Origin of the sequence: Erwinia pyri (genome assembly GCF_030758455.1) — a bacterium.
Lineage (GTDB): Bacteria > Pseudomonadota > Gammaproteobacteria > Enterobacterales > Enterobacteriaceae > Erwinia > Erwinia pyri.
The window spans coordinates 3,376,244-3,398,993 of sequence record NZ_CP132353.1 but is presented as its reverse complement, the minus strand read 5'-3'; the positions used below and the strand labels follow the sequence as shown (position 1 = coordinate 3,398,993).

Annotated in this window: 22 protein-coding genes and 1 other annotated feature; of the genes, 14 read left to right on the top strand and 8 right to left on the bottom strand. The window is 55.5% G+C overall.

What is annotated here, in order from left to right; all coding sequences use genetic code 11:
- Positions 1-77: 77 nt before the first annotated feature.
- Together Q3V30_RS16120 and Q3V30_RS16115 are read right to left on the bottom strand one after the other, a co-directional pair.
- Positions 78-3,230, bottom strand: coding sequence for an efflux RND transporter permease subunit (locus Q3V30_RS16120; protein WP_306207381.1), 3,153 nt, complete (start codon positions 3,228-3,230; stop codon positions 78-80).
- A 17-nt stretch (positions 3,231-3,247) separates the two neighbouring features.
- A complete protein-coding gene (locus tag Q3V30_RS16115) occupies positions 3,248-4,432 on the bottom strand; it encodes an efflux RND transporter periplasmic adaptor subunit (RefSeq protein ID WP_306207379.1) in 1,185 nt (394 codons plus the stop codon).
- Positions 4,433-4,572: 140 nt separating this feature from the next.
- On the opposite strand from Q3V30_RS16115, the gene acrR reads away from it, so the two are divergent.
- On the top strand, positions 4,573-5,208 hold the full coding sequence (acrR, locus tag Q3V30_RS16110; protein ID WP_306213227.1) for a multidrug efflux transporter transcriptional repressor AcrR: 636 nt from the start codon (positions 4,573-4,575) through the stop codon (positions 5,206-5,208).
- Between the two features lie 4 nt (positions 5,209-5,212).
- On the opposite strand, the gene rsmS is transcribed toward acrR, so the two are convergent.
- From rsmS to priC, 3 genes are read right to left on the bottom strand one after another with little or no spacing between them, the layout of a single operon-like run.
- Positions 5,213-5,362, bottom strand: coding sequence for a pleiotropic regulatory protein RsmS (gene rsmS / locus Q3V30_RS16105; protein ID WP_306207377.1), 150 nt, complete (start codon positions 5,360-5,362; stop codon positions 5,213-5,215).
- Between the two features lie 26 nt (positions 5,363-5,388).
- Positions 5,389-5,634, bottom strand: a complete 246-nt coding sequence (locus Q3V30_RS16100; RefSeq protein WP_306207375.1) for a GlsB/YeaQ/YmgE family stress response membrane protein — start codon at positions 5,632-5,634, stop codon at positions 5,389-5,391.
- Between the two features lie 41 nt (positions 5,635-5,675).
- Entirely contained in the window at positions 5,676-6,206 is a 531-nt protein-coding gene (priC, locus tag Q3V30_RS16095; RefSeq protein ID WP_306207372.1) for a primosomal replication protein PriC, read from the bottom strand.
- Between the two features lie 65 nt (positions 6,207-6,271).
- On the opposite strand from priC, the gene Q3V30_RS16090 reads away from it, so the two are divergent.
- The 6 genes from Q3V30_RS16090 to htpG all read left to right on the top strand — a co-directional run bounded on the left by Q3V30_RS16090 (position 6,272) and on the right by htpG (position 12,323).
- Positions 6,272-6,649, top strand: coding sequence for a DUF454 family protein (locus Q3V30_RS16090; protein WP_306207370.1), 378 nt, complete (start codon positions 6,272-6,274; stop codon positions 6,647-6,649).
- A gap of 158 nt (positions 6,650-6,807) precedes the next feature.
- On the top strand, positions 6,808-7,359 hold the full coding sequence (apt, locus tag Q3V30_RS16085) for an adenine phosphoribosyltransferase (RefSeq protein ID WP_306207368.1): 552 nt from the start codon (positions 6,808-6,810) through the stop codon (positions 7,357-7,359).
- Positions 7,360-7,437: 78 nt separating this feature from the next.
- Positions 7,438-9,363, top strand: coding sequence for a DNA polymerase III subunit gamma/tau (gene dnaX, locus Q3V30_RS16080; protein WP_306207366.1), 1,926 nt, complete (start codon positions 7,438-7,440; stop codon positions 9,361-9,363).
- Positions 8,705-8,766, top strand: a sequence feature (DnaX frameshifting element). (Overlaps the previous gene by 62 nt.)
- 52 nt (positions 9,364-9,415) lie before the next feature.
- Positions 9,416-9,745, top strand: coding sequence for a YbaB/EbfC family nucleoid-associated protein (locus Q3V30_RS16075; RefSeq protein ID WP_147195861.1), 330 nt, complete (start codon positions 9,416-9,418; stop codon positions 9,743-9,745).
- Entirely contained in the window at positions 9,745-10,350 is a 606-nt protein-coding gene (gene recR / locus Q3V30_RS16070; RefSeq protein ID WP_306207364.1) for a recombination mediator RecR, read from the top strand. Before Q3V30_RS16075 ends, recR begins: the two co-directional genes overlap by 1 nt.
- A gap of 98 nt (positions 10,351-10,448) precedes the next feature.
- Complete coding sequence (htpG, locus tag Q3V30_RS16065) at positions 10,449-12,323, top strand: molecular chaperone HtpG (RefSeq protein ID WP_306207362.1); 1,875 nt, start codon at positions 10,449-10,451, stop codon at positions 12,321-12,323.
- Between the two features lie 120 nt (positions 12,324-12,443).
- On the opposite strand, the gene Q3V30_RS16060 is transcribed toward htpG, so the two are convergent.
- Positions 12,444-13,319, bottom strand: coding sequence for a LysR substrate-binding domain-containing protein (locus tag Q3V30_RS16060; protein WP_306207360.1), 876 nt, complete (start codon positions 13,317-13,319; stop codon positions 12,444-12,446).
- Between the two features lie 193 nt (positions 13,320-13,512).
- Between Q3V30_RS16060 and Q3V30_RS16055 the strand changes: the two genes are divergently transcribed.
- The 7 genes from Q3V30_RS16055 to Q3V30_RS16025 all read left to right on the top strand — a co-directional run bounded on the left by Q3V30_RS16055 (position 13,513) and on the right by Q3V30_RS16025 (position 19,573).
- Entirely contained in the window at positions 13,513-14,223 is a 711-nt protein-coding gene (locus tag Q3V30_RS16055) for a hypothetical protein (RefSeq protein WP_306207358.1), read from the top strand.
- A gap of 55 nt (positions 14,224-14,278) precedes the next feature.
- Positions 14,279-14,677, top strand: a complete 399-nt coding sequence (locus tag Q3V30_RS16050; RefSeq protein ID WP_306207356.1) for an NUDIX hydrolase — start codon at positions 14,279-14,281, stop codon at positions 14,675-14,677.
- Positions 14,677-15,552, top strand: coding sequence for a DUF6024 family protein (locus Q3V30_RS16045; RefSeq protein WP_306207354.1), 876 nt, complete (start codon positions 14,677-14,679; stop codon positions 15,550-15,552). Before Q3V30_RS16050 ends, Q3V30_RS16045 begins: the two co-directional genes overlap by 1 nt.
- Positions 15,549-16,451 (top strand): DMT family transporter, encoded by a 903-nt coding sequence (locus Q3V30_RS16040; RefSeq protein WP_306207352.1) that lies wholly within the window; start codon positions 15,549-15,551, stop codon positions 16,449-16,451. The genes Q3V30_RS16045 and Q3V30_RS16040 overlap by 4 nt, the downstream gene beginning before the upstream one ends.
- 93 nt (positions 16,452-16,544) lie before the next feature.
- A complete protein-coding gene (gene adk / locus Q3V30_RS16035; protein WP_306207350.1) occupies positions 16,545-17,189 on the top strand; it encodes an adenylate kinase in 645 nt (214 codons plus the stop codon).
- 115 nt (positions 17,190-17,304) lie between these two features.
- The gene (gene hemH / locus Q3V30_RS16030) at positions 17,305-18,264 is read left to right on the top strand and encodes a ferrochelatase (protein WP_306207348.1); all 960 of its coding nucleotides are present in this window, start codon (positions 17,305-17,307) and stop codon (positions 18,262-18,264) included.
- 4 nt (positions 18,265-18,268) lie between these two features.
- Positions 18,269-19,573, top strand: coding sequence for an inosine/guanosine kinase (locus tag Q3V30_RS16025; protein WP_306207346.1), 1,305 nt, complete (start codon positions 18,269-18,271; stop codon positions 19,571-19,573).
- A 43-nt stretch (positions 19,574-19,616) separates the two neighbouring features.
- On the opposite strand, the gene ybaL is transcribed toward Q3V30_RS16025, so the two are convergent.
- Together ybaL and Q3V30_RS16015 are read right to left on the bottom strand one after the other, a co-directional pair.
- Positions 19,617-21,299, bottom strand: coding sequence for a YbaL family putative K(+) efflux transporter (gene ybaL, locus Q3V30_RS16020; protein ID WP_306207344.1), 1,683 nt, complete (start codon positions 21,297-21,299; stop codon positions 19,617-19,619).
- Between the two features lie 218 nt (positions 21,300-21,517).
- Positions 21,518-22,720, bottom strand: a complete 1,203-nt coding sequence (locus tag Q3V30_RS16015) for an MFS transporter (RefSeq protein ID WP_306207342.1) — start codon at positions 22,718-22,720, stop codon at positions 21,518-21,520.
- Positions 22,721-22,750 lie beyond the last annotated feature (30 nt).

The window sequence follows — 22,750 nt, the reverse complement described above, 5'->3', positions numbered from 1 at the left end:
CAACGGGAAAACGGGCAGGGCAGGGGTAAAAAAAAGAGGCCGCATAAGCGGCCTCTTGATCAGGCAGTAAATCAGATTTAGTGCTGTTGATGCTCTACAGGATGGTCCTGTTCCAGCTCTTCTTTATTCTTACCGAAGCGGCGGCGAACCACCACAAAGAAGACCGGTACGAAGAAGATAGCCAGAATAGTCGCGGTAACCATACCGCCCATTACCCCTGTACCTACCGCATTCTGTGCACCGGAGCCTGCACCGGTGCTGATGGTCAGCGGCAGTACGCCCAGGATAAAGGCGAGTGAGGTCATCAGAATCGGACGCAGACGCATACGAACCGCTTCAAGCGTTGATTCAACCAGCCCTTTGCCCTCTTTCTCCATCAGATCTTTGGCGAATTCTACGATCAATATCGCATTCTTCGCCGAGAGCCCAATGGTTGTCAGCAGCCCCACCACAAAGTACACGTCATTACTCAAACCGCGGATGGTGGTGAAGAGAAGCGCACCGATAACCCCGAGCGGCACAACCAGCATAACCGAGAAGGGTATCGACCAGCTCTCATAGAGCGCTGCCAGACAGAGGAAGACAACAATCAGCGAGATAGCGTAGAGCGCCGGTGCCTGGTTACCCGAGAGACGTTCCTGATAGGACATTCCCGTCCAGTCATAACCGATCCCTTCCGGAAGCTGAGAGGCGAGCTGTTCCATCAGGCCCATTGCTTCACCCGAGCTTTTGCCCGGTGCAGGCTGACCCAGCAGTTCCATCGAGGGTAAACCGTTATAGCGCTCCAGACGCGGCGACCCATACTGCCATTTAGCAGAAGAGAACGCAGAGAAGGGCACCATCTCACCGGATGAGTTGCGCACGTACCATTTACTGATATCGTCCGGCAACATACGGGAGTCGGCCTGGCCCATTACGTACACTTTCTTCACGCGACCGCGGTCGATGAAGTCGTTAACGTAGGAGCCGCCCCAGGCAGCACCCAGCGTAGTATTGATATCGGAGATCGAGACGCCCAGGGCTTCTGCTTTCTCCTGATCAATCATCAGCTTGTACTGAGGGGTATCTTCCAGACCGTTCGGACGCACGCCTACCAGCATATCCGGATGTTTGGCGACCATGCCAAGCAGCTGGTTACGAGCCTGCGTCAGTGCTTCATGACCGAGGTTAGCCTGGTCAATCAGCTGGAAGTCAAAGCCGGTGGCGTTACCCAGTTCGATAATCGCCGGTAGGTTAAACGGGATCACCATCGCATCTTTGATGGCACCAAAGGCCTGCATGGCTCGCCCGGCAATGCCATCGACCTTGTTTTCAGAACCGGAACGTTCGTCCCACGGCTTCAGGCTGACAAAGGCGATACCGGTGTTCTGTCCACGACCCGCAAAACCAAAGCCGTTAACGGTAAAGACGGAACGGACATTGGCTTTCTCTTTGGTCAGGAAGTAGTCGGTAACCTGATCAAGTACCTTCTGCGTCCGTCCCTGGGTAGCGCCAGCAGGCAACTGTGCCTGAGCCAGCAGCAGGCCCTGATCCTCTTCCGGCAGGAAGGCGGAAGGGAGCTTAACAAACATGTAAGCCATACCCACGACAATCACCAGGTAGATAACCAGATAACGCCCGGTGCTGCGGATGATATGACCAACGCTGTTGGTGTAGTGGTCGGTACTCTTGTCGAACATGCGGTTAAACCAGCCGAAGAAACCGGTGGTTTTACCGTGATCGCCTTTTTTGATCGGTTTCAGCATGGTGGCGCAAAGCGCTGGCGTCAGGATCAACGCCACAATCACCGACAGAACCATCGCCGAGACGATTGTTATGGAGAACTGACGATAGATAACCCCGGTAGAGCCGCCAAAGAAGGCCATCGGAATAAATACCGCTGACAGCACCATGGCAATCCCCACCAGGGCGCCCTGAATCTGCTCCATCGACTTGCGGGTCGCTTCTTTCGGCGGCAGGCCCTCTTCCGCCATCACGCGCTCGACGTTCTCGACCACCACGATGGCATCATCCACCAGCAGGCCTATCGCCAGCACCATCCCGAACATCGTCAGGGTGTTTATCGAGTAGCCAAAGGCATTGATAATGGCAAAGGTCCCTAACAGCACCACCGGTACCGCTATGGTTGGGATCAGGGTGGCACGGAAGTTCTGCAGGAACAGATACATTACGATAAACACCAGCACAATCGCCTCAACCAGGGTTTTCACCACTTCGTTGATAGAGATTTGAACAAACGGGGTTGTATCGTAAGGGTAAACGGTCTTCATCCCATCCGGGAAGAAAGGTTCCAGTTTAGCCAGCTCCGCTTTTACCGCAGCGGCAGTATCCAGAGCGTTAGCGCCGGTTGCCAGCTTGATACCAATACCGGAAGCGGGTTTACCGTTATATTTCGCGACAATCTCGTAGTTTTCACCGCCGAGTTCAATCTTCGCTACGTCTTTTAACAGTACCCTTGAACCGTCTGCGTTAACTTTCAGCAGGATCTTGCCAAATTCATCCGTAGAGGTCAGACGCGTTTGCGCAATGATAGAGGCGTTAAGCTGCTGCCCCGGCACCGGCGGTGAGCCGCCCAGCTGACCGGCTGCTACCTGGGAGTTTTGTGAATTAATCGCGCTAATCACATCTACCGGCGTCAGCTGATAGTTATTCAGCTTGTGCGGATCCATCCAGATACGCATCGCATACTGCGCACCGAATATCTGCGTATCCCCTACGCCGAGGGTTCGGCTGATGGGATCTTTGATATTCGACGCCACATAGTCGGCGATATCATTCTGCGTCATGTTGTTATTATCACTGACAAAACCGGCTACCATCAGGAAGCTGCTGGAGGATTTTTGAACCTGAATCCCCTGCTGCTGCACTTCCTGCGGCAGTAATGGCGTGGCCAGCTGCAGTTTGTTCTGCACCTGAACCTGCGCGATATCCGGATCGGTACCTGACTGGAAGGTCAGGGTAAGCTGCAAGGTACCGGAGGAATCGCTGTTCGATGACATATACATCAGGCCATCGATACCATTCATGTTTTGTTCAATAACCTGGGTAACGGAGTCCTGCAGCGTTTTCGCATCGGCACCCGGATAGGTTGCACGAATCTGCACGGCCGGCGGCGCAACATTGGGATATTGCTCAATCGGCAGTTTTAGAATCGACAGCACGCCCGCCAGCATGATGATGATGGCGATAACCCACGCAAAGATGGGGCGATCGATAAAGAACTTAGCCATGTATCAGCGGCTCCTGTTTAAGACTTCGGTTGTTCAGAACCAGCCTTTTTGGCCTCGTCTGCAGTCACTTCTTGCGGGGTAACCTGCGCACCCGGCTTAGCTCGCTGAACACCAACAGTAATGACTTTGTCGCCTTCTTTCAGGCCGCTGGTCACCAGCCATTTGTCGCCGATCGCCTGGTCAGCCGTCAGCGTACGGGCTTCAACCTTGTTATCCGCGCCCACGACCATGGCTGAAGCCTGGCCAGTTGGCGTACGGGTCACCGCCTGCTGTGGCACTAACAGCGCGTTTGGATTGGTTCCCTCTTCCAGACGGGCACGCACAAACATACCTGGCAACAGCGTGTGGTCCGGATTAGGGAAGACGGCGCGCAGCGTGATGGAACCGGTAGTTTCATCCACGGTGACATCAGAGAATTCTAATGTTCCGCCCTGGGCGTATTCGCTACCATCCTGCAACAACAGTTTGACCTGAGCTTTACCATCAACCTGCTGCAGTTTGCCGGAGTTCAGCTCGCCGCGCAGACGCAAAAAGTCTTCGCTCGACTGGGTGACGTCAACGTAGATAGGGTCAAGCTGCTGTACGGTAGCCAGAGCGTTGGTCTGGCCACTCTGAACCAGCGCACCTTCCGTAACGGAAGATTTACCAATGCGTCCGCTGATAGGCGAGGTCACTTTGGTATAGGCGAGATTAATGCGGGCCGTCTCGACATTCGCTTTCGCTCCCTGCGCGGCCGCTGCTGTCTGGCTCTGCGTGGCGATAGCCTGATCGTAATCCTGCTGACTGATATATTTGGTGCCTAACAGCGGTTTGTAACGTTTAACGGTTACCGCCGCAATTTGTGCATTTGCCACAGCCTGAGCTAAATCGCCCTTAGCGCTGTCATACGCTGCCTGATAGGTTGCAGGATCAATCTGATAGAGTGATTCTCCAGCCTTGATATCGCTTCCCTCAACAAAGTTACGTTTCAAAATAATGCCCGAAACCTGGGGGCGAACTTCTGCAATACGAAACGAAGAGGTGCGACCCGGAAGGTCGGTGGTGATTTTCAGCGGTTCGCTTTTCAGCGTTACCACACCCACTTCGGGTGCCTGTTGTTGCCCGGCCTGTTGCGCTTCTTTGTTATCACATCCGGTCAGCGCTAAGCTGCCTGAAAGCATCAGAACGGCCGCCAGAGGCGTTATCCCTCTGTTTTTGTTCATAAATAAACCTCGAGTGTCCGATATCGATTGTTCAATGGATCACATACCCATAAACCCATTGCTGCGTTTAAATTATGGTCGTGCTATGGTACATACATTCGCAAATGTATGTAAGTGCACCTTTTTGTAAAAATCACCCTATGGCACGAAAAACCAAACAACAGGCGTTAGAAACGCGAAATCACATTATTGACGCAGCAATTGAACGATTTTCCGGGCATGGCGTTTCCAAAACGTCACTGGCTGATATCGCGGCTGCGGCAGGGGTGACGCGTGGTGCAATTTACTGGCATTTCAAAAACAAAACCGACTTGCTTAATGAAATCTGGGCACAGTCCGAATCGGGACTGGAAGACTTAGAGCTTGAGTATCAATTAAAATACCCTTCTGATCCACTCTCCGTTATGCGCGCAATGATCACCTATGTGCTTGTCGCCACAGTGAGGGACCAGCGCAGACGTGCGCTTCTGGAAATCATTTTCCATAAATGTGAGTTTGTGGGCGAAATGACGACTTTGCAGCTGATGCAACAAACTCTCTATCTGGAATGTTACGAGAAGATTGAAGATGTCCTGCGTCAGTGTGTGGAAGCGGGGCAATTACCCTCTGGCCTCGAAACACGGCGTACCGCTGTGGTGATGCGCGCCTATGTCACGGGAATAATGGAAAACTGGCTCTTTATGCCGGAAAGCTTTGATCTTGAAGCGGATGCGCCACAGCTGGTTGATGTGCTTATTGATATGCTGCAGCACAGCCCGGCTCTGCGTAAGGCGTGATGGCTTAATCCTGACGCGCCACCTTTTTTTCAAAATCCTTTTGCACGATCGCCAGCGCGGCCAGCACCGTATGGGGATCCAGATTGTTCTCTTCCAGCAGCATAATTAAATCCACCGCCAGTTTAACCTCTTCAGGTGCGCTTTCGAGCGACATACTCTGTTCCTCTCTGCGGGCCGGGTTCAGATCCGCAGTTTTTTTACCAGTAAAACCATTACCAGCGCGCCAGCAAGGGCGATCAGCATGGCCCGCGGCTCCAGGTCAGCCAGCGTTCCGTAATTAAAGAACACGCTAACGTAACCGCCGATCAGCGCGCCAATCGTCGCCAGTATCAGCGTCGGGATAAGCCCGCCAGGCCGCCCCGGAAAAAAGCGTCGGGCGAGGAAACCTGTCAGTAATCCAATGATTATCCACGAAAGCAGGCCCATCCATTCTCTCCACGCAATAATTTTCCCAAGTATAACCGGTTCTAGTGTTCGCGCTTTTCTATCGCCCGCTCAATACGCCGGGTGGCGTGCAGGCATCGCTGAAGACGGCCCTCCAGCGCGGCGATCTCTCGCTGCATGTTTTGCTGTTGGATCAGCGTCTCGCAGTGGCCGAGCTGGCTCTCCCTGTCAGCGATCATCCCCTGCAGTCGCCGCTCGTAATCCTGATGCTTAGCCAGTTTTTCATAAAGGTTTTCGCTAACCGGCACGGCAACGGCTTCATTTTTCCGTAGCGATTGCGTGGCCAGCTCACGTTGCAGTGCACTCATTTGCAGCACCACGCGCTCTGCCATCCAGGCGACCCGATCGGTGCGCTGATAAGCCACGCTCTGCCTGAGCATCACCATGCTCTCTTTGACCTCCAGCAGATAGTCGCCAAGCCGGGTGCTGTGCGAATGAAACAGCTGCGCATCGAACCGGGCGCGGGGCGTGCGTTGGTTACTGTGAGGGGCTACGGCTTCAGCCAGTTGCTCCAGCTTCTCTTCAAGCTGCTGAAGCAGCAGGGCACTTTTCATTATCGTTTCTCCAGAGATTGCGCTGAGTATGATAGCCTCACCTCGTCGAGAGGAGGGTTCAGGCAATGCAGCGTATCATTTTACTGATTATTGGCTGGTTAGCGATGGGGTTAGCCACACTGGGCGTGATTTTACCGCTGTTACCGACTACGCCGTTTCTGCTGTTGGCGGCCTGGTGCTTTGCACGCTCCTCGCCACGCTTTCATCACTGGCTGCTGCACCGTTCCCTTTTTGGTCCCTATTTGCGCCACTGGCAGCAATATCGTGCGCTGCCGCCTAAAGCCAAAGGCAGGATGATTACTTTTACCCTGATCACCTTTGCCGTTTCCTTGTGGCTGGTCAACATCCTGTGGGTACGGCTGATGTTACTCTGTCTGCTCGCTGCCCTGATCGTCTTTATGCTACGGTTACCGGTAGTAGAAGAGGGGCAAGAAAAGCGGTGATTTTATGGAGTATGGTTGCAATTGCCCGTGGGTTTGCATAGATTTGGTCGTTTTCGTGCGTGGTTTCCCCCTGACCGACCCGTTTTGCTCTGCGATTTCCGATCGTCAGCGCTCAGGAAGCCGCGCGAGTCAGATTTGTATTTACCAGGCATAACACTATGACCGCGACTGCTCAGCAGCTTGAATTTCTTAAAAACAGTATCAAAAGCATCCCGGATTACCCCAAGCCGGGCATTCTGTTTCGTGACGTGACCAGCCTGCTGGAAGATCCTAAAGCGTTTGCGCTCAGTATCGAGCTGCTGGTAGAGCGTTTTCGTGATAAAGGCATCACCAAAGTTGTCGGCACCGAAGCCCGTGGCTTCCTGTTCGGCGCGCCGGTAGCTTTAGCGCTGGGCGTCGGGTTTGTGCCGGTGCGTAAGCCAGGCAAACTGCCGCGCAAAACCTTTGCTCAAAGCTATGAGCTGGAGTACGGCACGGATCAGCTGGAACTGCATTGCGATGCGATTGGCGCCGGTGACGTTGTGCTGGTGGTGGACGATCTGTTAGCGACCGGCGGCACAATTGAAGCCACCGTTAAGCTGATCCGCCGTGCTGGTGGTGAAGTGAATGACGCCGCTTTCATCATCAATCTTTTCGACTTAAGCGGCGAAGCCCGCCTGAAGGCGCAGGGCATCGACTCTTACAGCCTGGTTAACTTCCCGGGTCACTGAGACCTGACGTTCAGCCTCGCCGTAAAGGTGGGGCTGTGTTAGCATTACCCTCCGGTTCACAACACATTCCGCGAATTAATGAGCTATCAGGTACTGGCCCGCAAGTGGCGTCCCCAAGCGTTTACTGATGTAGTCGGTCAGGAGCATGTCCTGACAGCGCTGGCTAATGGCCTGTCGCTCGGCCGCATCCATCACGCTTATCTTTTTTCCGGCACCCGAGGTGTGGGAAAGACCACCATTGCCCGCCTGTTGGCGAAAGGCCTGAACTGCGAGACGGGCATTACGGCTACGCCATGCGGTCAGTGCGATAACTGCCGCGAGATTGAGCAGGGCCGTTTTGTCGATCTGATTGAGATCGACGCCGCTTCGCGCACAAAAGTTGAAGACACGCGCGATCTGCTGGACAACGTTCAGTACGCTCCGGCCCGTGGCCGCTTTAAAGTCTATCTGATTGATGAAGTGCACATGCTCTCGCGCCACAGCTTTAATGCGCTGTTAAAGACGCTGGAAGAGCCGCCCGAGCACGTCAAATTTCTGCTGGCGACCACAGACCCGCAAAAACTGCCGGTAACGATCCTCTCACGCTGTTTGCAGTTCCATCTTAAAGCGCTGGATGTCGGGCAGATCCGCGGGCAGCTGGAGCATGTGCTGCACGAAGAGAAGATTGAGGCTGAAGCGCGTGCGCTGCAGCTTCTGGCGCGTGCCGCCGATGGCAGTATGCGCGATGCACTGAGCCTTACCGATCAGGCTATTGCCATGGGGCAAGGGCAGGTGACCACCGTCACCGTGAATGCCATGCTCGGCACGCTGGATGATGAACAGCCGCTGGCGCTGATTGAAGCGCTGGTTAATGCGGAAGGCGAGCAGGTGATGTCGCTGCTGAATCAGGCAGCATCGCGCGGCGTGGAGTGGGAAGCGTTACTGGTTGAAATGCTGACCCTGCTGCACCGCGTGGCGATGATCCAGCTGCTTCCTTCTGCACTGGGTGACGATTACGCAGCCGTTGAGCAGCGCCTGCGCGAACTCGCGCGCGTATTGCCGCCAACGGATGTGCAGCTTTACTATCAGACGCTGCTGGTAGGGCGTAAAGAGCTGCCGCTGGCACCGGATCGCCGCATGGGCGTGGAGATGGCGCTGCTGCGCGCGCTCGCTTTTCATCCGAAACAGGTGATTGCCGAACCGGTTGCCCGTCCGGCAATGACGCCGCAGGCTCAGCCCGCTGCGCCATCGCCTGCGCCGCCGGTGGCTGCCACGCCGCCGCATACAGGGCAGGTGGCGGAACCACCCGGCAATTTACCCGATACCACCAGTCAGCTACTGCAGGCGCGAACGCAGTTAATGCGCCAGCAGGGAGCGACCAAACCAAAAAAGGGTGAGCCGGCAGCGCAAAGTGCGCGGCCGGCAAGTTCGGCGCTGGAGCGGTTGGCTTCAGTTACCGAGCGCGCACAGAAGCGGCAGGCTGCCGCTGAACCTGCCGCGCCGGTAAAAAAAGAGGCCTATCGCTGGAAAGCGACGATCCAGAACGAAGTTAAGCCGGAGCCGGTTGCCACACCAAAGGCCTTGCGTACGGCGCTGGAGCATGAGAAAACCCCAGAGCTGATGGCGAAACTGGCCGCCGAATCGGTGTTACGCGATGCCTGGGCGGCAGAAATCGCCGCGCTGACATTACCGAAACTGGTGCAGCAGATGGCGCTGAACGCATGGAAAGAGGAGACGGAAAGCGGCGTATGCCTGCACCTCCGTTCCAGCCAGCGCCACCTTAATTCGCCGTCGGCGCTGAAAGTGCTGGCAGAAGCAATGAGTGAGGCAGCCGGTCAGCCGGTTGAACTCACGGTGACAGAAGATGATAATCCAGCGGTGTTAACGCCGCTGGAGTGGCGTCAGGCAATTTACGAAGAGAAGCTGGCGCAGGCGCGTCAGTCGATTATCGCGGATAATCATATTCAGACGCTGCGTCGGTTCTTTGATGCAGACGTGGATGAAGAGAGTATTCGCCCCCTTTGAAACGCTGCATGCTCGCGCCAGCGAGATGCGGCCCGATCTGAGAGAGAAAACTATGTTTGGAAAAGGCGGACTGGGTAACCTGATGAAACAGGCCCAGCAAATGCAGGACAAAATGGCTCAGGTGCAGGAAGAGATTGCTGCCATGGAAGTGACCGGTGAGTCAGGCGCAGGCCTGGTAAAAGTCACCATCAATGGCGCACACAACTGCCGTCGCGTGGAAGTGGATCCAAGCCTGCTGGAAGATGACAAAGATATGCTGGAAGACCTGGTCGCTGCCGCATTTAACGATGCGGCACGCCGCGTTGCAGAAGCGCAGAAAGAAAAAATGGCTGGCGTTTCTAACGGCATGCAGCTGCCACCTGGCTTCAAGATGCCGTTCTGATGCAAACCAGCCCGCTCCTTGAAAGTCTGATGGAGTCGCTGCGCTGTCTGCCGGGCGTTGGGCCGAAGTCGGCCCAGCGTATGGCTTTCCAGCTGTTGCAGCGCGATCGTAGCGGCGGCATGCGCCTGGCGCAGGCTTTGACGCGCGCCATGTCAGAGATTGGTCACTGCGTCGACTGCCGGACCTTTACCGAGCAGGAGATCTGTACCATCTGCGCCAATCCGCGCCGCCAGCAAAACGGGCTGATCTGCATTGTGGAAAGCCCGGCCGATATTCATGCCATTGAGCAGACCGGGCAGTTTGCCGGACGCTACTTTGTGCTGATGGGCCACCTGTCGCCGATGGATGGCATTGGTCCCAATGATATCGGCCTGGACAGGCTGGAACAGCGGCTGGAAAAAGAGACGATCCAGGAAGTGATCCTAGCCACCAATCCCACGGTGGAAGGGGAAGCAACCGCCAACTACATCGCGGAGATGTGCGGGCAATATGGCGTGGAAGCCAGCCGCATTGCTCACGGTGTGCCGGTAGGGGGCGAGCTGGAAATGGTCGATGGCACCACGCTGTCGCACTCTCTGGCCGGACGTCACAAGATTAGATTCTAGCCATTCAACGGCACGATCCGTCGTGCCTGCTTGAAATCCTCGCTTTTGCCCCCACTCTACTTCTCAACCTATATCCATCCGTATTAGTTGAGGTAGCAATGACCATGAAAGGACAAGAGACGCGTGGCTTCCAGTCAGAGGTAAAACAGCTTCTGCACCTGATGATCCATTCCCTCTATTCAAACAAAGAAATCTTTCTGCGTGAACTGATCTCCAACGCCTCTGATGCCGCCGACAAGCTGCGCTTCCGCGCGCTCTCCACGCCGGATCTCTATCAGGGCGATGGCGACCTGCGCGTGCGGGTTTCCGTTGATAAGGAGAAGCGCACGCTGACACTGAGCGATAACGGCATCGGCATGACGCGTGACGAAGTCATTGAAAACTTGGGTACCATTGCCAAATCTGGTACCAAATCCTTCCTCGAATCGATGGGATCTGACCAGGCGAAAGACAGCCAGCTGATCGGTCAGTTCGGTGTCGGCTTCTACTCCGCGTTTATCGTGGCAGATAAAGTAACCGTGCGCACCCGTGCGGCGGGCGCTGCGGCTGACCAGGGCGTGTTCTGGGAATCAGCCGGGGAAGGCGAATATACCCTGGCGGATATCACCAAAGAGGATCGCGGCACAGAGATCACGCTGCACCTGCGTGAAGGTGAAGATGAGTTCCTGGATGCCTGGCGCGTTCGCAGCATCATCAGCAAATACTCCGATCACATCGCGCTGCCGGTGGAAATTGAAAGCCACAACGAAGAAGATGACACCACCAGCTGGGAAAAGATCAACAAAGCGCAGGCGCTCTGGACGCGCAACAAGTCTGAAATCAGCGATGAAGAGTACAAAGAGTTCTACAAGCACGTTTCTCACGACTTTGCCGATCCGCTGACCTGGAGCCATAACCGCGTTGAAGGGAAGCAGGAGTACACCAGCCTGCTCTATATCCCGACTCAGGCACCGTTTGATATGTGGAACCGCGACCACAAGCACGGCCTGAAACTCTACGTGCAGCGCGTGTTTATCATGGACGATGCTGAACAGTTTATGCCGAACTACCTGCGTTTCGTGAAAGGTCTGATCGACTCCAGCGATCTGCCGCTGAACGTTTCCCGCGAAATCCTGCAGGACAGCCGCATCACTCAGACGCTGCGTAATGCGCTTAGCAAGCGCGCCCTGCAGATGCTGGAGAAAGTGGCGAAGGATGATGAAGAGCAGTATCAGAAATTCTGGCAGCAGTTTGGTATGGTGCTGAAAGAGGGGCCTGCGGAGGACAGCAGCAACAGCGAAACCATCGCTAAGCTGCTGCGTTTCGCCAGCACCAGCAGTGAAGGATCGGCCCAGACCGTGTCGCTGGAAGATTATGTCAGCCGCATGGTTGAAGGTCAGGATAAGATTTATTACATCACTGCAGACAGCTATGCCGCAGCGAAAAGCAGCCCGCATCTGGAGCTTTTCCGTAAAAAAGGCATCGAGGTACTGCTGCTCTCCGATCGTATCGATGAGTGGATGATGAGCTATCTCACCGAGTTTGACGGCAAGTCATTCCAGTCTGTCAGTAAAGCCGACGATGCGCTGAGCAAGCTGGCCGATGAGGAAAGCGAAGAGCAGAAAGAGGCGGAAAAAGCGCTGGAGCCGTTTGTGGAGCGGGTGAAAACGCTGCTGGGCGACCGCGTGAAGGAGGTCCGTCTGACGCACCGTCTGACCGATACGCCAGCGATTGTCACCACCGAAGCCAATGACATGAGTACGCAGATGGCGAAGCTGTTTGCCGCTGCGGGTCAGGCTGTGCCGGAAGTGAAGTATCTGTTTGAGCTGAACCCGGATCACGCGCTGGTGAAGCGTGCTGCCGATACGCAGGATGAGGCGCAGTTTGCCGAGTGGGTAGAGCTGCTGCTGGATCAGGCGATGTTTGCTGAACGCGGTACGCTGGAAGATCCTAACCAGTTTATCCGCCGCATGAACCAGCTGCTGCTGGGCTAAGCCAACGAAACGCATTGAGGGAGCGCAGAGATGCGCTCCTTTTTTGCCCGCAGTAAAGGGATCCTCTGCCCGATCACGCCCTACTGTTTCACCGGAAGCCAGGGCAGGAACACATCCCGGTTATCCCACCATTCCCGCTTCTTCCAGCAGCCAGCGGCGAAACAGCTCAATTTCCCGCTCTTCCTTGCGTGACGCCTTGACCATCATCCAGGTCGCCCTGTCTACTTCCGCAAAGCCTAATGGCGCGATCAGCGTGCCCTCACGGACCTCTTTTTTGACCAGAATTTGCGGTGTCATGATGATCCCCAGCCCATTTCTTGCCGCCTGAATGGCCAGCGTAAGATTGTCGAAATGCTTGCCCGCCCAAAAATCCCCGCGAGCGCCGGTTTTCCTGGCCCACTCAGCCCAGGCATGCAGCTTGGTATCTGCATGCAGCAGCGGCAGCGTGGAGAAGTCCGTTTCATAAGTGAAACGGTTGCTGAAAGAGGGCGCACAAACCGGGCCAATATAATCTACGGTAATAAGCGTCGCGGCGATATCGTCCTGCACCGGCTGTTCATGGCTCAGGATCAGCACATCGGAATGCTCGTTTCTCACCCGCTCAATATCCACATGCGTCTGAAAGGTCAGCGCTATATCTTTATGCCGCTCCGTGAAGCGGCTGATCCTCGGGATCAGCCACTGCGCCAGGAAGCTGGGCGCACAGGAAACGGTCAGGCTGTTAAGGTTTCTTGCCCGGATCTTCTCACAAGTTTTTTCAATCTCCCTAAACGTCTGCATGCAGCAGACCTTCAGCCGCTCGCCGTCTGAGGTGAGCTGTACGCGCCCGTTTGCCCTTAAGAACAACGGCTTCTCCAGCCACTCCTCCAGCAGTTTGATCTGGTGGCTGACGGCGCTGTGCGTCACGTTGAGCGACTGCGCGGCCAGACTGAAGCTCTGGTGCAGCGCGGCCTGATGAAAATAGCGCAGGGCGCGCAGGGAAGGGAGCCCGGACATAATCATTCTCTGTTAGAAAAACTAACAGTGAGTGTCTGTTTATATCATTTTAAAGTCCAGCCTGTTTTCCCTAATCTGATTCTGGAGACGGGAAAGCCTGCGGCACAGCGAAGCGACAGAATCTCCCCGTAGAGCCATTTTATCCCCAATTTAGCCCACGATTACATTCAACAGCGACGTGAAGGAAAGGAAAATGACAAACCAGCATTCCGTAAAAACACAGCTTGTAATGTTTACCGGTGGTCGGGATAGCACCCTGGCGGCGTGTTATCTGATGTTACAGGGTATCCCTGTACACCTCTGGTCAGGAAACAGTGGATGTTCACTGCATCGTGGCATTTTATCGCACCGGGTAGATGAATTAAAAAACCGGTTTGGCGATCTGGTTGTGGACCATACCGTGGCCGATATCAGCGGGGCGTTTCGCTCCATCGCTATCGAGCATCTGGAAGAGGATATCCTTAAATACCGCAAAAACCTGGTGCTGCTGGGCGAGAAACTGGCCATCCATGCGCACCTGGTCGATTTCTGCCGTCGCAACGACATCAACACCATTAATGACGGCATCACCCATTATCAGATGGAGTTCCCGGAACAGCGGCAGGTTGCGAAGTCGTTTCTGATGGAGATGATGGCGCAGTTTGACATCAACTATCAGTCGCCAATTTATGAGTTTGCCCAGTCGGCGGATGATGTGAAATATCGCCTGCTGCAGCTTGGCATCTCTACCAAATCACTGGAAGGGATCAGCATTTTTGCCGACAGCTTCTCCACGCCAAGCGATGAAGTGATCCTCTCTTATCTGAAAGACAAGACCCCGCTGGCCCTTAACATTGTCCGTTTCCTGTCGGGTGAAACGCTCTCCACGCCGGTAATGAACAAAGCGACCAGTGCAGCAGCCTGAAACCACGTTACCCCAAGACGTAACCTTTGGGTTACGTCCTTTTTCGGAGCCTGATATGAAAGTCATCGTGAAGTGCGCGGCCATCATTATCTGGCAGCGTTCACTGCTGCTGACGCGTAAGCGTGGCACCTCCATTTTTATCTCTCCCGGCGGTAAACCGCTGGTGGGGGAAGATCACCTGGCCTGCCTGAAACGTGAACTGCAGGAAGAGTTGGGTGTGCAGGTAAAAGCCTTCCGGCCTTTTGGCCTCTTTCACGGGCTGGCGGAGTTTGAAGCCACCGCGATTGAAAATCACGTCTATCACGTTGAGATAACCGGCCAACCGCGTGCCGGATCGGAAATTGAAGAAATTGCCTGGGTCAATTATCGCAAGCCACCTTGTGAAATCGCGGTAGGATCGATTTTCCGCGATAACGTTTTACCACTGCTTTATCAGCAAGAGTTGATCAACTAATGGACGCCTCCTCATTATCACCCCAGCTACAGAAAATCCACGGCGAGCAATTTTATAAGCGAGCGCGTATGCAAAGAGATGAATTACGGGAAGAGCTCTCCCGCCTCTATAAGCTACAGGATTACGATATTTTCTTCGTGCAGTCAGTACGGGTAGGGCTGGTGATCCTTTCGCATCTTTTTCACAAGCAGGAAACCACTCTCTGCCTGGCAAAACATGCCCACTATCAGCCGATCAGCGAGCTGTTTCATCATCCTGCATCGCAGTTCACCGGACCGGGCAATGTTCCGATTATCACCCACGTTAATCCCTACACCGGTACCGTGAACTCCCTGACCGACTGCAAAGGCAAAGGCGTAGTGGACGGCTCCCACAGCTTCGCCACCAACCTGCACAGTGAGCTGATCGAAAACAGTTCTATCTTTGTGGCGCCGATGCACAAGCACGCTTCATTAACCGTGGGGCTGGCGATTATTGCCCTGCGTCCGGAGCATTTCAGCACCCTGATGCGCAGCGAACTCCGGCTTTTTGAAGAGTCGACCGCCTCCTCAAAACCGCTGGAAGAAGCGTTGGGTAATCTTTGTGGTCAGAGCTGGCAGCCTTTCAATGTGGCTCGGGTAATGAAAGTGCAGATGGAGGATGTAGGCGGCATGGATTTCACTTCAGTCAGCCATCCCGGTTTACCCTTCAGCTGCTTTAACGTACCGCCGTTAAGCGAGGCGTTACAGCAGAAGGTGAAAGCCGCCGGCGCCAGTTATTTCCCCCATTCAGGCACCATCCGCCTCTCATGCTGGGCAAGAGGAGATGGCAGGAAAGCCGTTGATGTGACCGCACAGGTCGAACAACAACTCACAGAGTTATGGGAGCGCGAATGAAACAGAACCCGCCTGTTAACGGCAATATGATTGGGATCCTGGGCGGCATCATCCTGAGTACCGACTCCCTCTTTATCCGTATGATGAACATTGAAAACTCATGGACGATTGTGGCGCTGCGCGGCTTTTTTATGTGGGCAGTCTGCCTGCTGGTTTGGGCCTGCTGGCGCAAAAGCCGCAGCACACTGGGTCAGCCATGGCTCACCCGGGATAATGCGCTCTCCACGCTCTTTTTCTGCATCGCTTCAGCCTGCTTCGTTAATGCCCTGAACCGGGGGAATGTGGCCACCGTACTGGTAATCATCTCCTCCACGCCCTTTATTTCCGCGCTGATATCCCGGCTGTTTTTCCAGATCAAAAGCGACCGAAGCGTGATGATTGCCGCTTTAGCCGGCATTGTGGGCGTGATTATCGTGATGTCCGGAAGAAGCGAGCAGCACTCTGCGCTGGCTAATCTCTACGCGCTGGCCACGGCTGTTTCCATGGCGCTGGCCTTTATTTTCACCTCCAGGGTGAAAGGGGGCACGGTAGGTCTGCCTTCGCTGGGCGGCCTGCTGGCTTCCATTGCGATCGTGGTTTGCATGGGGCCGGAACTGGGCGCCAGTCTGAAAACGCTGACTTTTGCGCAATATGGCTGGTCACTGGCCGAAGGGGCGCTGATTATGCCGCTGGCTATGGGTTTGATCACCTTATCGACCCGTTACGTTTCCCCTGCCAATGCCGGACTCTTTCTGCTGCTGGAAACCGCGCTGGCGCCGTTATGGATGGCGCTTTTTCTGGGTGAAATGCCTACAATTCAGGCAGTTATTGGTGGTGCCGTTATTGTCAGCGCGGTGATTGCGCAAACGCTGTACGCGCGTCGTCAGATCGCCCATTCCCGCTATGCCGATGCAGGATAGAGGCTGCGTTCCTTGTGGATAAAGGACCATAATGGTATGGTTCCAGGCTTGGATAAACAGTTAATTTAAGCGATTCGCAAGGGGATTTACGCAATGCGTATTATTCTGCTCGGTGCACCGGGTGCAGGTAAGGGGACTCAGGCTCAGTTTATTATGGAGAAATACGGTATTCCGCAGATCTCTACGGGCGATATGCTGCGCGCAGCGGTAAAAGCTGGCAGCGAGCTGGGTAAACAAGCCAAAGAGATCATGGACGCCGGTAAACTGGTCACCGACGAACTGGTTATTGCGCTGGTCAAAGAGCGTATCGCTCAGGAAGACTGCCGTAACGGTTTCCTGCTGGACGGCTTCCCTCGTACCATTCCTCAGGCTGATGCCATGAAGGAAGCGGGAATTAAAGTGGATCACGTGCTGGAGTTTGCCGTACCGGATGAGCTGATCGTTGAGCGCATCGTCGGCCGCCGCGTGCATGCGCCTTCGGGCCGCGTTTATCATGTCACCTTCAATCCACCTAAAGTGGAAGGTAAAGATGACGTGACCGGCGAAGAGCTGACCACTCGTAAAGACGATCAGGAAGAGACCGTCCGTAAACGTCTGGTGGAATATCATCAGATGACCGCGCCGCTGATTGCTTACTACAGCAAAGAAGCTGAAGCCGGTAACACCGCGTATCACAAAATCGACGGCACCCGTAAAGTGCCTGAAGTCAGCGCTGAGCTGGCAAAAATCCTCGGTTAAGTTGTCAGGGGCCAGGTTTTCCTGGCCCCTACTGCAGCAATTGGTTTTACCCCCGCCTTTTTCCGCTAGAATGAGTCTCGTTTTCATCACCCGAAATGCCCGATAAGGAACAGTAATGAGGCAAGACAAACCCGGCGTGCTGCTGGTGAACTTAGGCACACCAGACGCGCCTACCACGCCTGCCGTTAAACGCTACCTGAAACAGTTTCTCAGCGATCCCCGCGTTGTAGATACGCCGCGCTGGTTATGGTGGCCGCTCCTCAATGGCGCGATCCTGCCGATCCGCTCTCCACGCGTCTCAAAGCTTTATGCTTCCGTGTGGATGGATGAAGGTTCTCCGCTGATGGTCTACAGCAAGCGGCAGCGTGATGCGCTGGCGGCTCGTGTGGATATGCCTGTTGCACTGGGCATGAGCTATGGCAATCCCAGCCTGGAAAGCGCGCTGGACAGCCTGATGGCTCAGGGCGTGAACCGTCTGATCGTGCTGCCGCTTTATCCTCAGTTCTCCTGCTCCACCGTGGCCGCCGTCTGGGATGGCATTACCCGCGTCTTCTCCGGGTATCGCAGCCTGCCGTCGGTGGACTTTATCCGCGATTATGCGGAGCATCCTGCTTATATCGCCGCGCTGAAAGCTTCCGTAGAACGCTCTTTCGCCACGCACGGCAAGCCGGATCTGCTGGTGATGTCCTTCCACGGTATCCCGCAGCGTTTCGCCGATGAGGGCGACGATTATCCACAGCGCTGTTACGACACCGCTGAAGCGCTTAAGACGTCACTGGGGCTGACCAGCCAGAATGCGCTGTTAACGTTCCAGTCCCGCTTTGGCCGGGAGCCCTGGCTGACGCCTTATACCGACGAAACCATGAAAGCGCTGCCGGCAAAAGGGATTAAGCATGTGCAGATCATGAGCCCGGGTTTCTCCGCCGACTGTCTGGAAACGCTGGAAGAGATCAGCGAACAGAACCGCGAGTTCTTCCTGCATGCGGGCGGCAGCAAATTTGAGTATATTCCTGCCCTGAATGATGATGCATTGCATATCGATATGATGGTCGAGTTGGTTAACGGGCGGAGATAGCCAGATGAAATTTCCCGGTAAGCGCAAATCCAAGCACTATTTCCCGGTGAGTGCACGCGATCCGCTGCTGCAACAGGCGCAGCCTGAGCAGGAGGTGACGGGCAGCTGGATCGTGGGGATCGACCAGACGCTGGTAGATATTGAAGCCAAAGTCGATGATGCATTTGTGGCCCGTTACGGCCTGAGCAGCGGCCATTCGCTGGTGATAACTGATGAGGTTGCAGAGGCGCTCTACGCTGAGCTGGTCCGGGAAAACCTGATCACCCACCAGTTTGCCGGCGGCACCATCGGCAACACGCTGCATAACTATTCGGTGCTGGCCGACGACCGGTCGGTACTGCTTGGCGTGATGTGCAGCAGCGTGCAGATCGGCAGCTACGCCTACCGCTACCTCTGCAACACCTCCAGCCGGACCGATCTCAACTATCTGCAGGGTGTGGACGGCGCTATCGGTCGCTGTTTTACGCTGATTGGCGAGAATGGCGAGCGCACGTTTGCCATCAGTCCCGGACTGATGAATCAGCTGAAAAAAGAGAGCATCCCGGAAGAGGTGATTGCGGGCGCATCCGCGCTGGTACTGACCTCCTATCTGGTGCGCTGCGCGCCAGGCGAGCCGATGCCGGATGCGACCATGGAGGCGATCGGTTTTGCTAAAAAGCATAACGTCCCGGTGGTGCTGACGCTGGGCACGAAATATGTGATTGGCGACAATCCCCAGTTCTGGCGTGAATTTCTGCGCGAGCACGTTTCAATCCTGGCGATGAACGAAGATGAAGCGGAAGCGCTGACGGGGCTGAGCGACCCATTAATGGCCGCCGACATGGCGCTCGACTGGGTCGATTTAGTGCTCTGCACCGCCGGACCGAACGGGTTGTTTATGGCGGGCTTCACGGAAGAGGAGGGCAAGCGCGTTACGCAGCATCCTCTGCTGCCGGGAGCGATACCAGAGTTCAACCAGTACGAATTCAGCCGCGCGATGCGTCATCAGGATTGCCAGCAGCCGCTGCGCATTTTCTCGCACATTGCGCCCTACATGGGCGGGCCGGAAAAAATCATGAACACTAACGGTGCGGGTGACGGCGCGCTGGCGGCGATGCTGCACGACATTACGGCGAATAATTATCACCGTCTGAATGTCCCTAACTCCAGCAAGCACGGGCGCAGCTACCTGACCTACTCCTCGCTGGCGCAGGTCTGCAAATATGCCAACCGCGTCAGCTATCAGGTGTTGAACCAGCATTCGCCGCGCCTGACGCGCGGCCTGCCGGAGCGGGAAGACAGTCTGGAAGAGTCTTACTGGGAACGGTAATCTTCCGCCTCCGTTATCTGCAGGACGTAACGGGGGCAGCTGTTCAGACCGGACAGTGGCCCCTGATCTCTTCTGCATCCGTCTGCATTAACAGATGCATGCTTTGCGCAATTTCCCGTTCCCCCATCACCACCCGATCTGCGCCACGCTCGGTAATATAATCCACCTCATCGTCATGATGCGCGCGGGCAATAATCTCAATAGTGGGGCGCTTTTCCCGCGCGGCGGTAACAATTTCTCCCGCTTCATACCCGTTAGGAATGGTCAGTAGCAGCCAGCGGGCGCACTCCAGACGTGCCAGGTCCATCGTTTCTGCGCGTGCGGCGTTGCCCAGCACGGCGCTGATGCCTCGCTCCCGCAGCGCCTCCACTCGGGTGCGGCTGTTCTCCACCACCACGATAGGAACCCCTTCTTCCATCAGCTTCTTGCCTAGCAGGCTGCCCACCCGGCCAAATCCCACCACGATGGCGTGATTGCACAGGTTCACTGGGATCTGCTTCTCCTCCTCAATCGCCTCTTCAAGGATGCGATCGTCCAGGGGGCCGGTTTTATCCAGATAACGCTGCAACAGCGCAAACAGAACCGGGTTAAGCATAATCGACAGGATCGCGCCTGCCAGCACCAGATTGCGACCTTCCGCAGCGAGCAGATTAAGCGAAATGCCAAGCCCGGCAAGGATAAAGGCGAACTCGCCAATTTGCGCAAGGCTGACGGAAATCGTCAGCGCTGTACGGCGCGAATGGCCAAACAGCCGCACCAGCACTAATGCCACCAGCGATTTTCCCAGCACAATAATCGCCAGCACGCCCAGTACCGCCAGCGGCTCATCAAGCAGGATCATCGGATCGAACAGCATGCCTACCGAGACAAAGAACAGCACGGCGAACGCATCGCGAAGCGGCAGGGTGTCATGGGCAGCGCGGTGACTGAGTTCAGACTCATTCAGCACCATGCCAGCGAAAAAGGCGCCCAGCGCAAAGGAGACGTCAAAGAACTCTACGGCGCCAAAGGCGATCCCTAAAGCCAGCGCAAGTACCGCGAGAGTAAACAGCTCGCGCGAGCCGGTAGCCGCGCTGCGGGCAAGGATCCACGGCACCGCGCGTTTCCCTACCACCATCATCAGCACCATAAAGGCCACTACCTTGCCGATGGTGACCAGCAGGTCAAGCAGCACAATAGAGAGGCTGGCGTTGCCTTCCTCAAACATGCCGGCAATGGCGGGTAACAGCACCAGCGCCAGCACCATCACTAAATCTTCCACAATCAGCCAGCCGATGGCGATTTGCCCGCGCTGGCTGTCAATAAGCTGCCGCTCTTCCAGCGCGCGCAGCAGCACCACCGTACTGGCCGTTGAGAGACATAATCCGAACACCAGACCGGTGAGCCAGGGCCACCCCATCGCCCAGGAGAGCCCCATTCCCAGCAGCGTAGCTACCGCGATTTGTGCAACAGCACCGGGAATGGCAATCGACTTTACCGCCATCAGATCCTTCAGAGAAAAATGCAGGCCAACGCCAAACATCAACAGGATCACCCCCAGTTCGGCCAGCTCAGGTGCCAGATTGGTGTCCGCTACGAAGCCTGGGGTAAAAGGGCCAGCCAGAACGCCGGCTAACAGGTATCCCACCAGCGGCGAGATACGCAGACGGTTGGCCAGCATACCGAAGAGAAAGGCGAGGACGAGGCCTCCAACAAGGGTGGTGATAAGCGGGGTGGTGTGGTGCATGCCTCTCTCCTTTGTGTGCAAATGTGTCCGGTTGTAATTTTTAAGTGTATGGCATATTTCGCTTCACTGCTTGATATAAAGGGGAATAACAGGGATAAAAAGAGGGTATGCGGGAAAAAAGAGAGGTAATCGACGTTTCTCAACGTTTAGCAGAAGGGGGCCAGATTCGTTGCAGAAAATAAGCGGCGCGGATCGCAATTATCCCGCGCCGGGACCGGCTATTTCCTGCTGTTATCCGGCAGGAACAGGGTAAGAATGCCCAGTAACGGAAGATAGGCACAGATTTGATAAACAACATCAATACTGCTGCGATCGGCGACCACGCCCAATACCGCCGCGCCAAGACCGCCCATGCCGAAGGCAAAGCCAAAGAACAGCCCCGAGACCATGCCGATACGGCCAGGCATTAACTCCTGGGCATAGACCAGAATGGCGGAAAAAGCGGAGGCGAGTATAAAGCCGATAATGACCGACAGCACGCCTGTCCACGCCAGCGAAGCGTGCGGCAGCAGCAGGGTGAAGGGCGTAACGCCAAGGATGGAAACCCAGATAACCCGCTTACGGCCAACTTTGTCGCCAATGGGGCCGCCGATCACCGTTCCCGCCGCCACGGCAAACAGAAAGGCAAACAGGTGAAACTGGGCGTTTTGCACCGAAAGGCCGAACTTCTGCATCAGGTAGAAGGTGTAGTAGCTGCTGAGGCTGGTGAGATAAAAGTATTTTGAAAAAATCAGCACCAGCAGAATTGAGATGGCGAACGCAACTTTACGGCGGGGTAAGGTGGTTATCTCCTGCGGCGCGGCACTGCTTTTAGCGACTCGTTGCTGGGCCTGATACCAGCGGCTGATTTGCAGCAGCACCACAATGGCCAGCAGGGCAGCCAGGGTAAACCAGGCGACGTTGCCGCGGCCATAAGGGGCAATAAGCAGTGCCGCCAGCAGCGGTCCGAGTGAACTGCCAAAGTTACCGCCTACCTGAAACAGGGACTGCGCCAGACCATGTCGCCCCCCGGAGGCCATTCGCGCCACGCGGGAAGATTCGGGATGGAACACTGAGGAGCCGGTGCCCACTAAGGCTGCCGCCACCAGAATGGTGGGGAAGTTGCCAGCCATCGCTAACAGGATCAGCCCGCCAAGCGTAAAGCCCATGCCAATCGGCAGTGACCAGGGCTGCGGATGTTTATCGGTGTAGTAACCAATAACCGGCTGAAGCAGCGAAGCGGTCACCTGGAAAGTCAGGGTGATCAGCCCTACCTGCACAAAACTCAGCGTAAATTCACTCTGCAGCAGCGGGTAAATAGCCAGAATCAACGACTGGATCATGTCGTTAAGCAGATGAGCAACGCTGATTGCGCCCAGAATGCCAAAGGCTGTTCGCCTGGCGGGAAGAGAGGAAGAGGATAAAGTACGTTCGCTTGCCATGAGAAACCCGTGCGTCCAGACAGTTGGGAT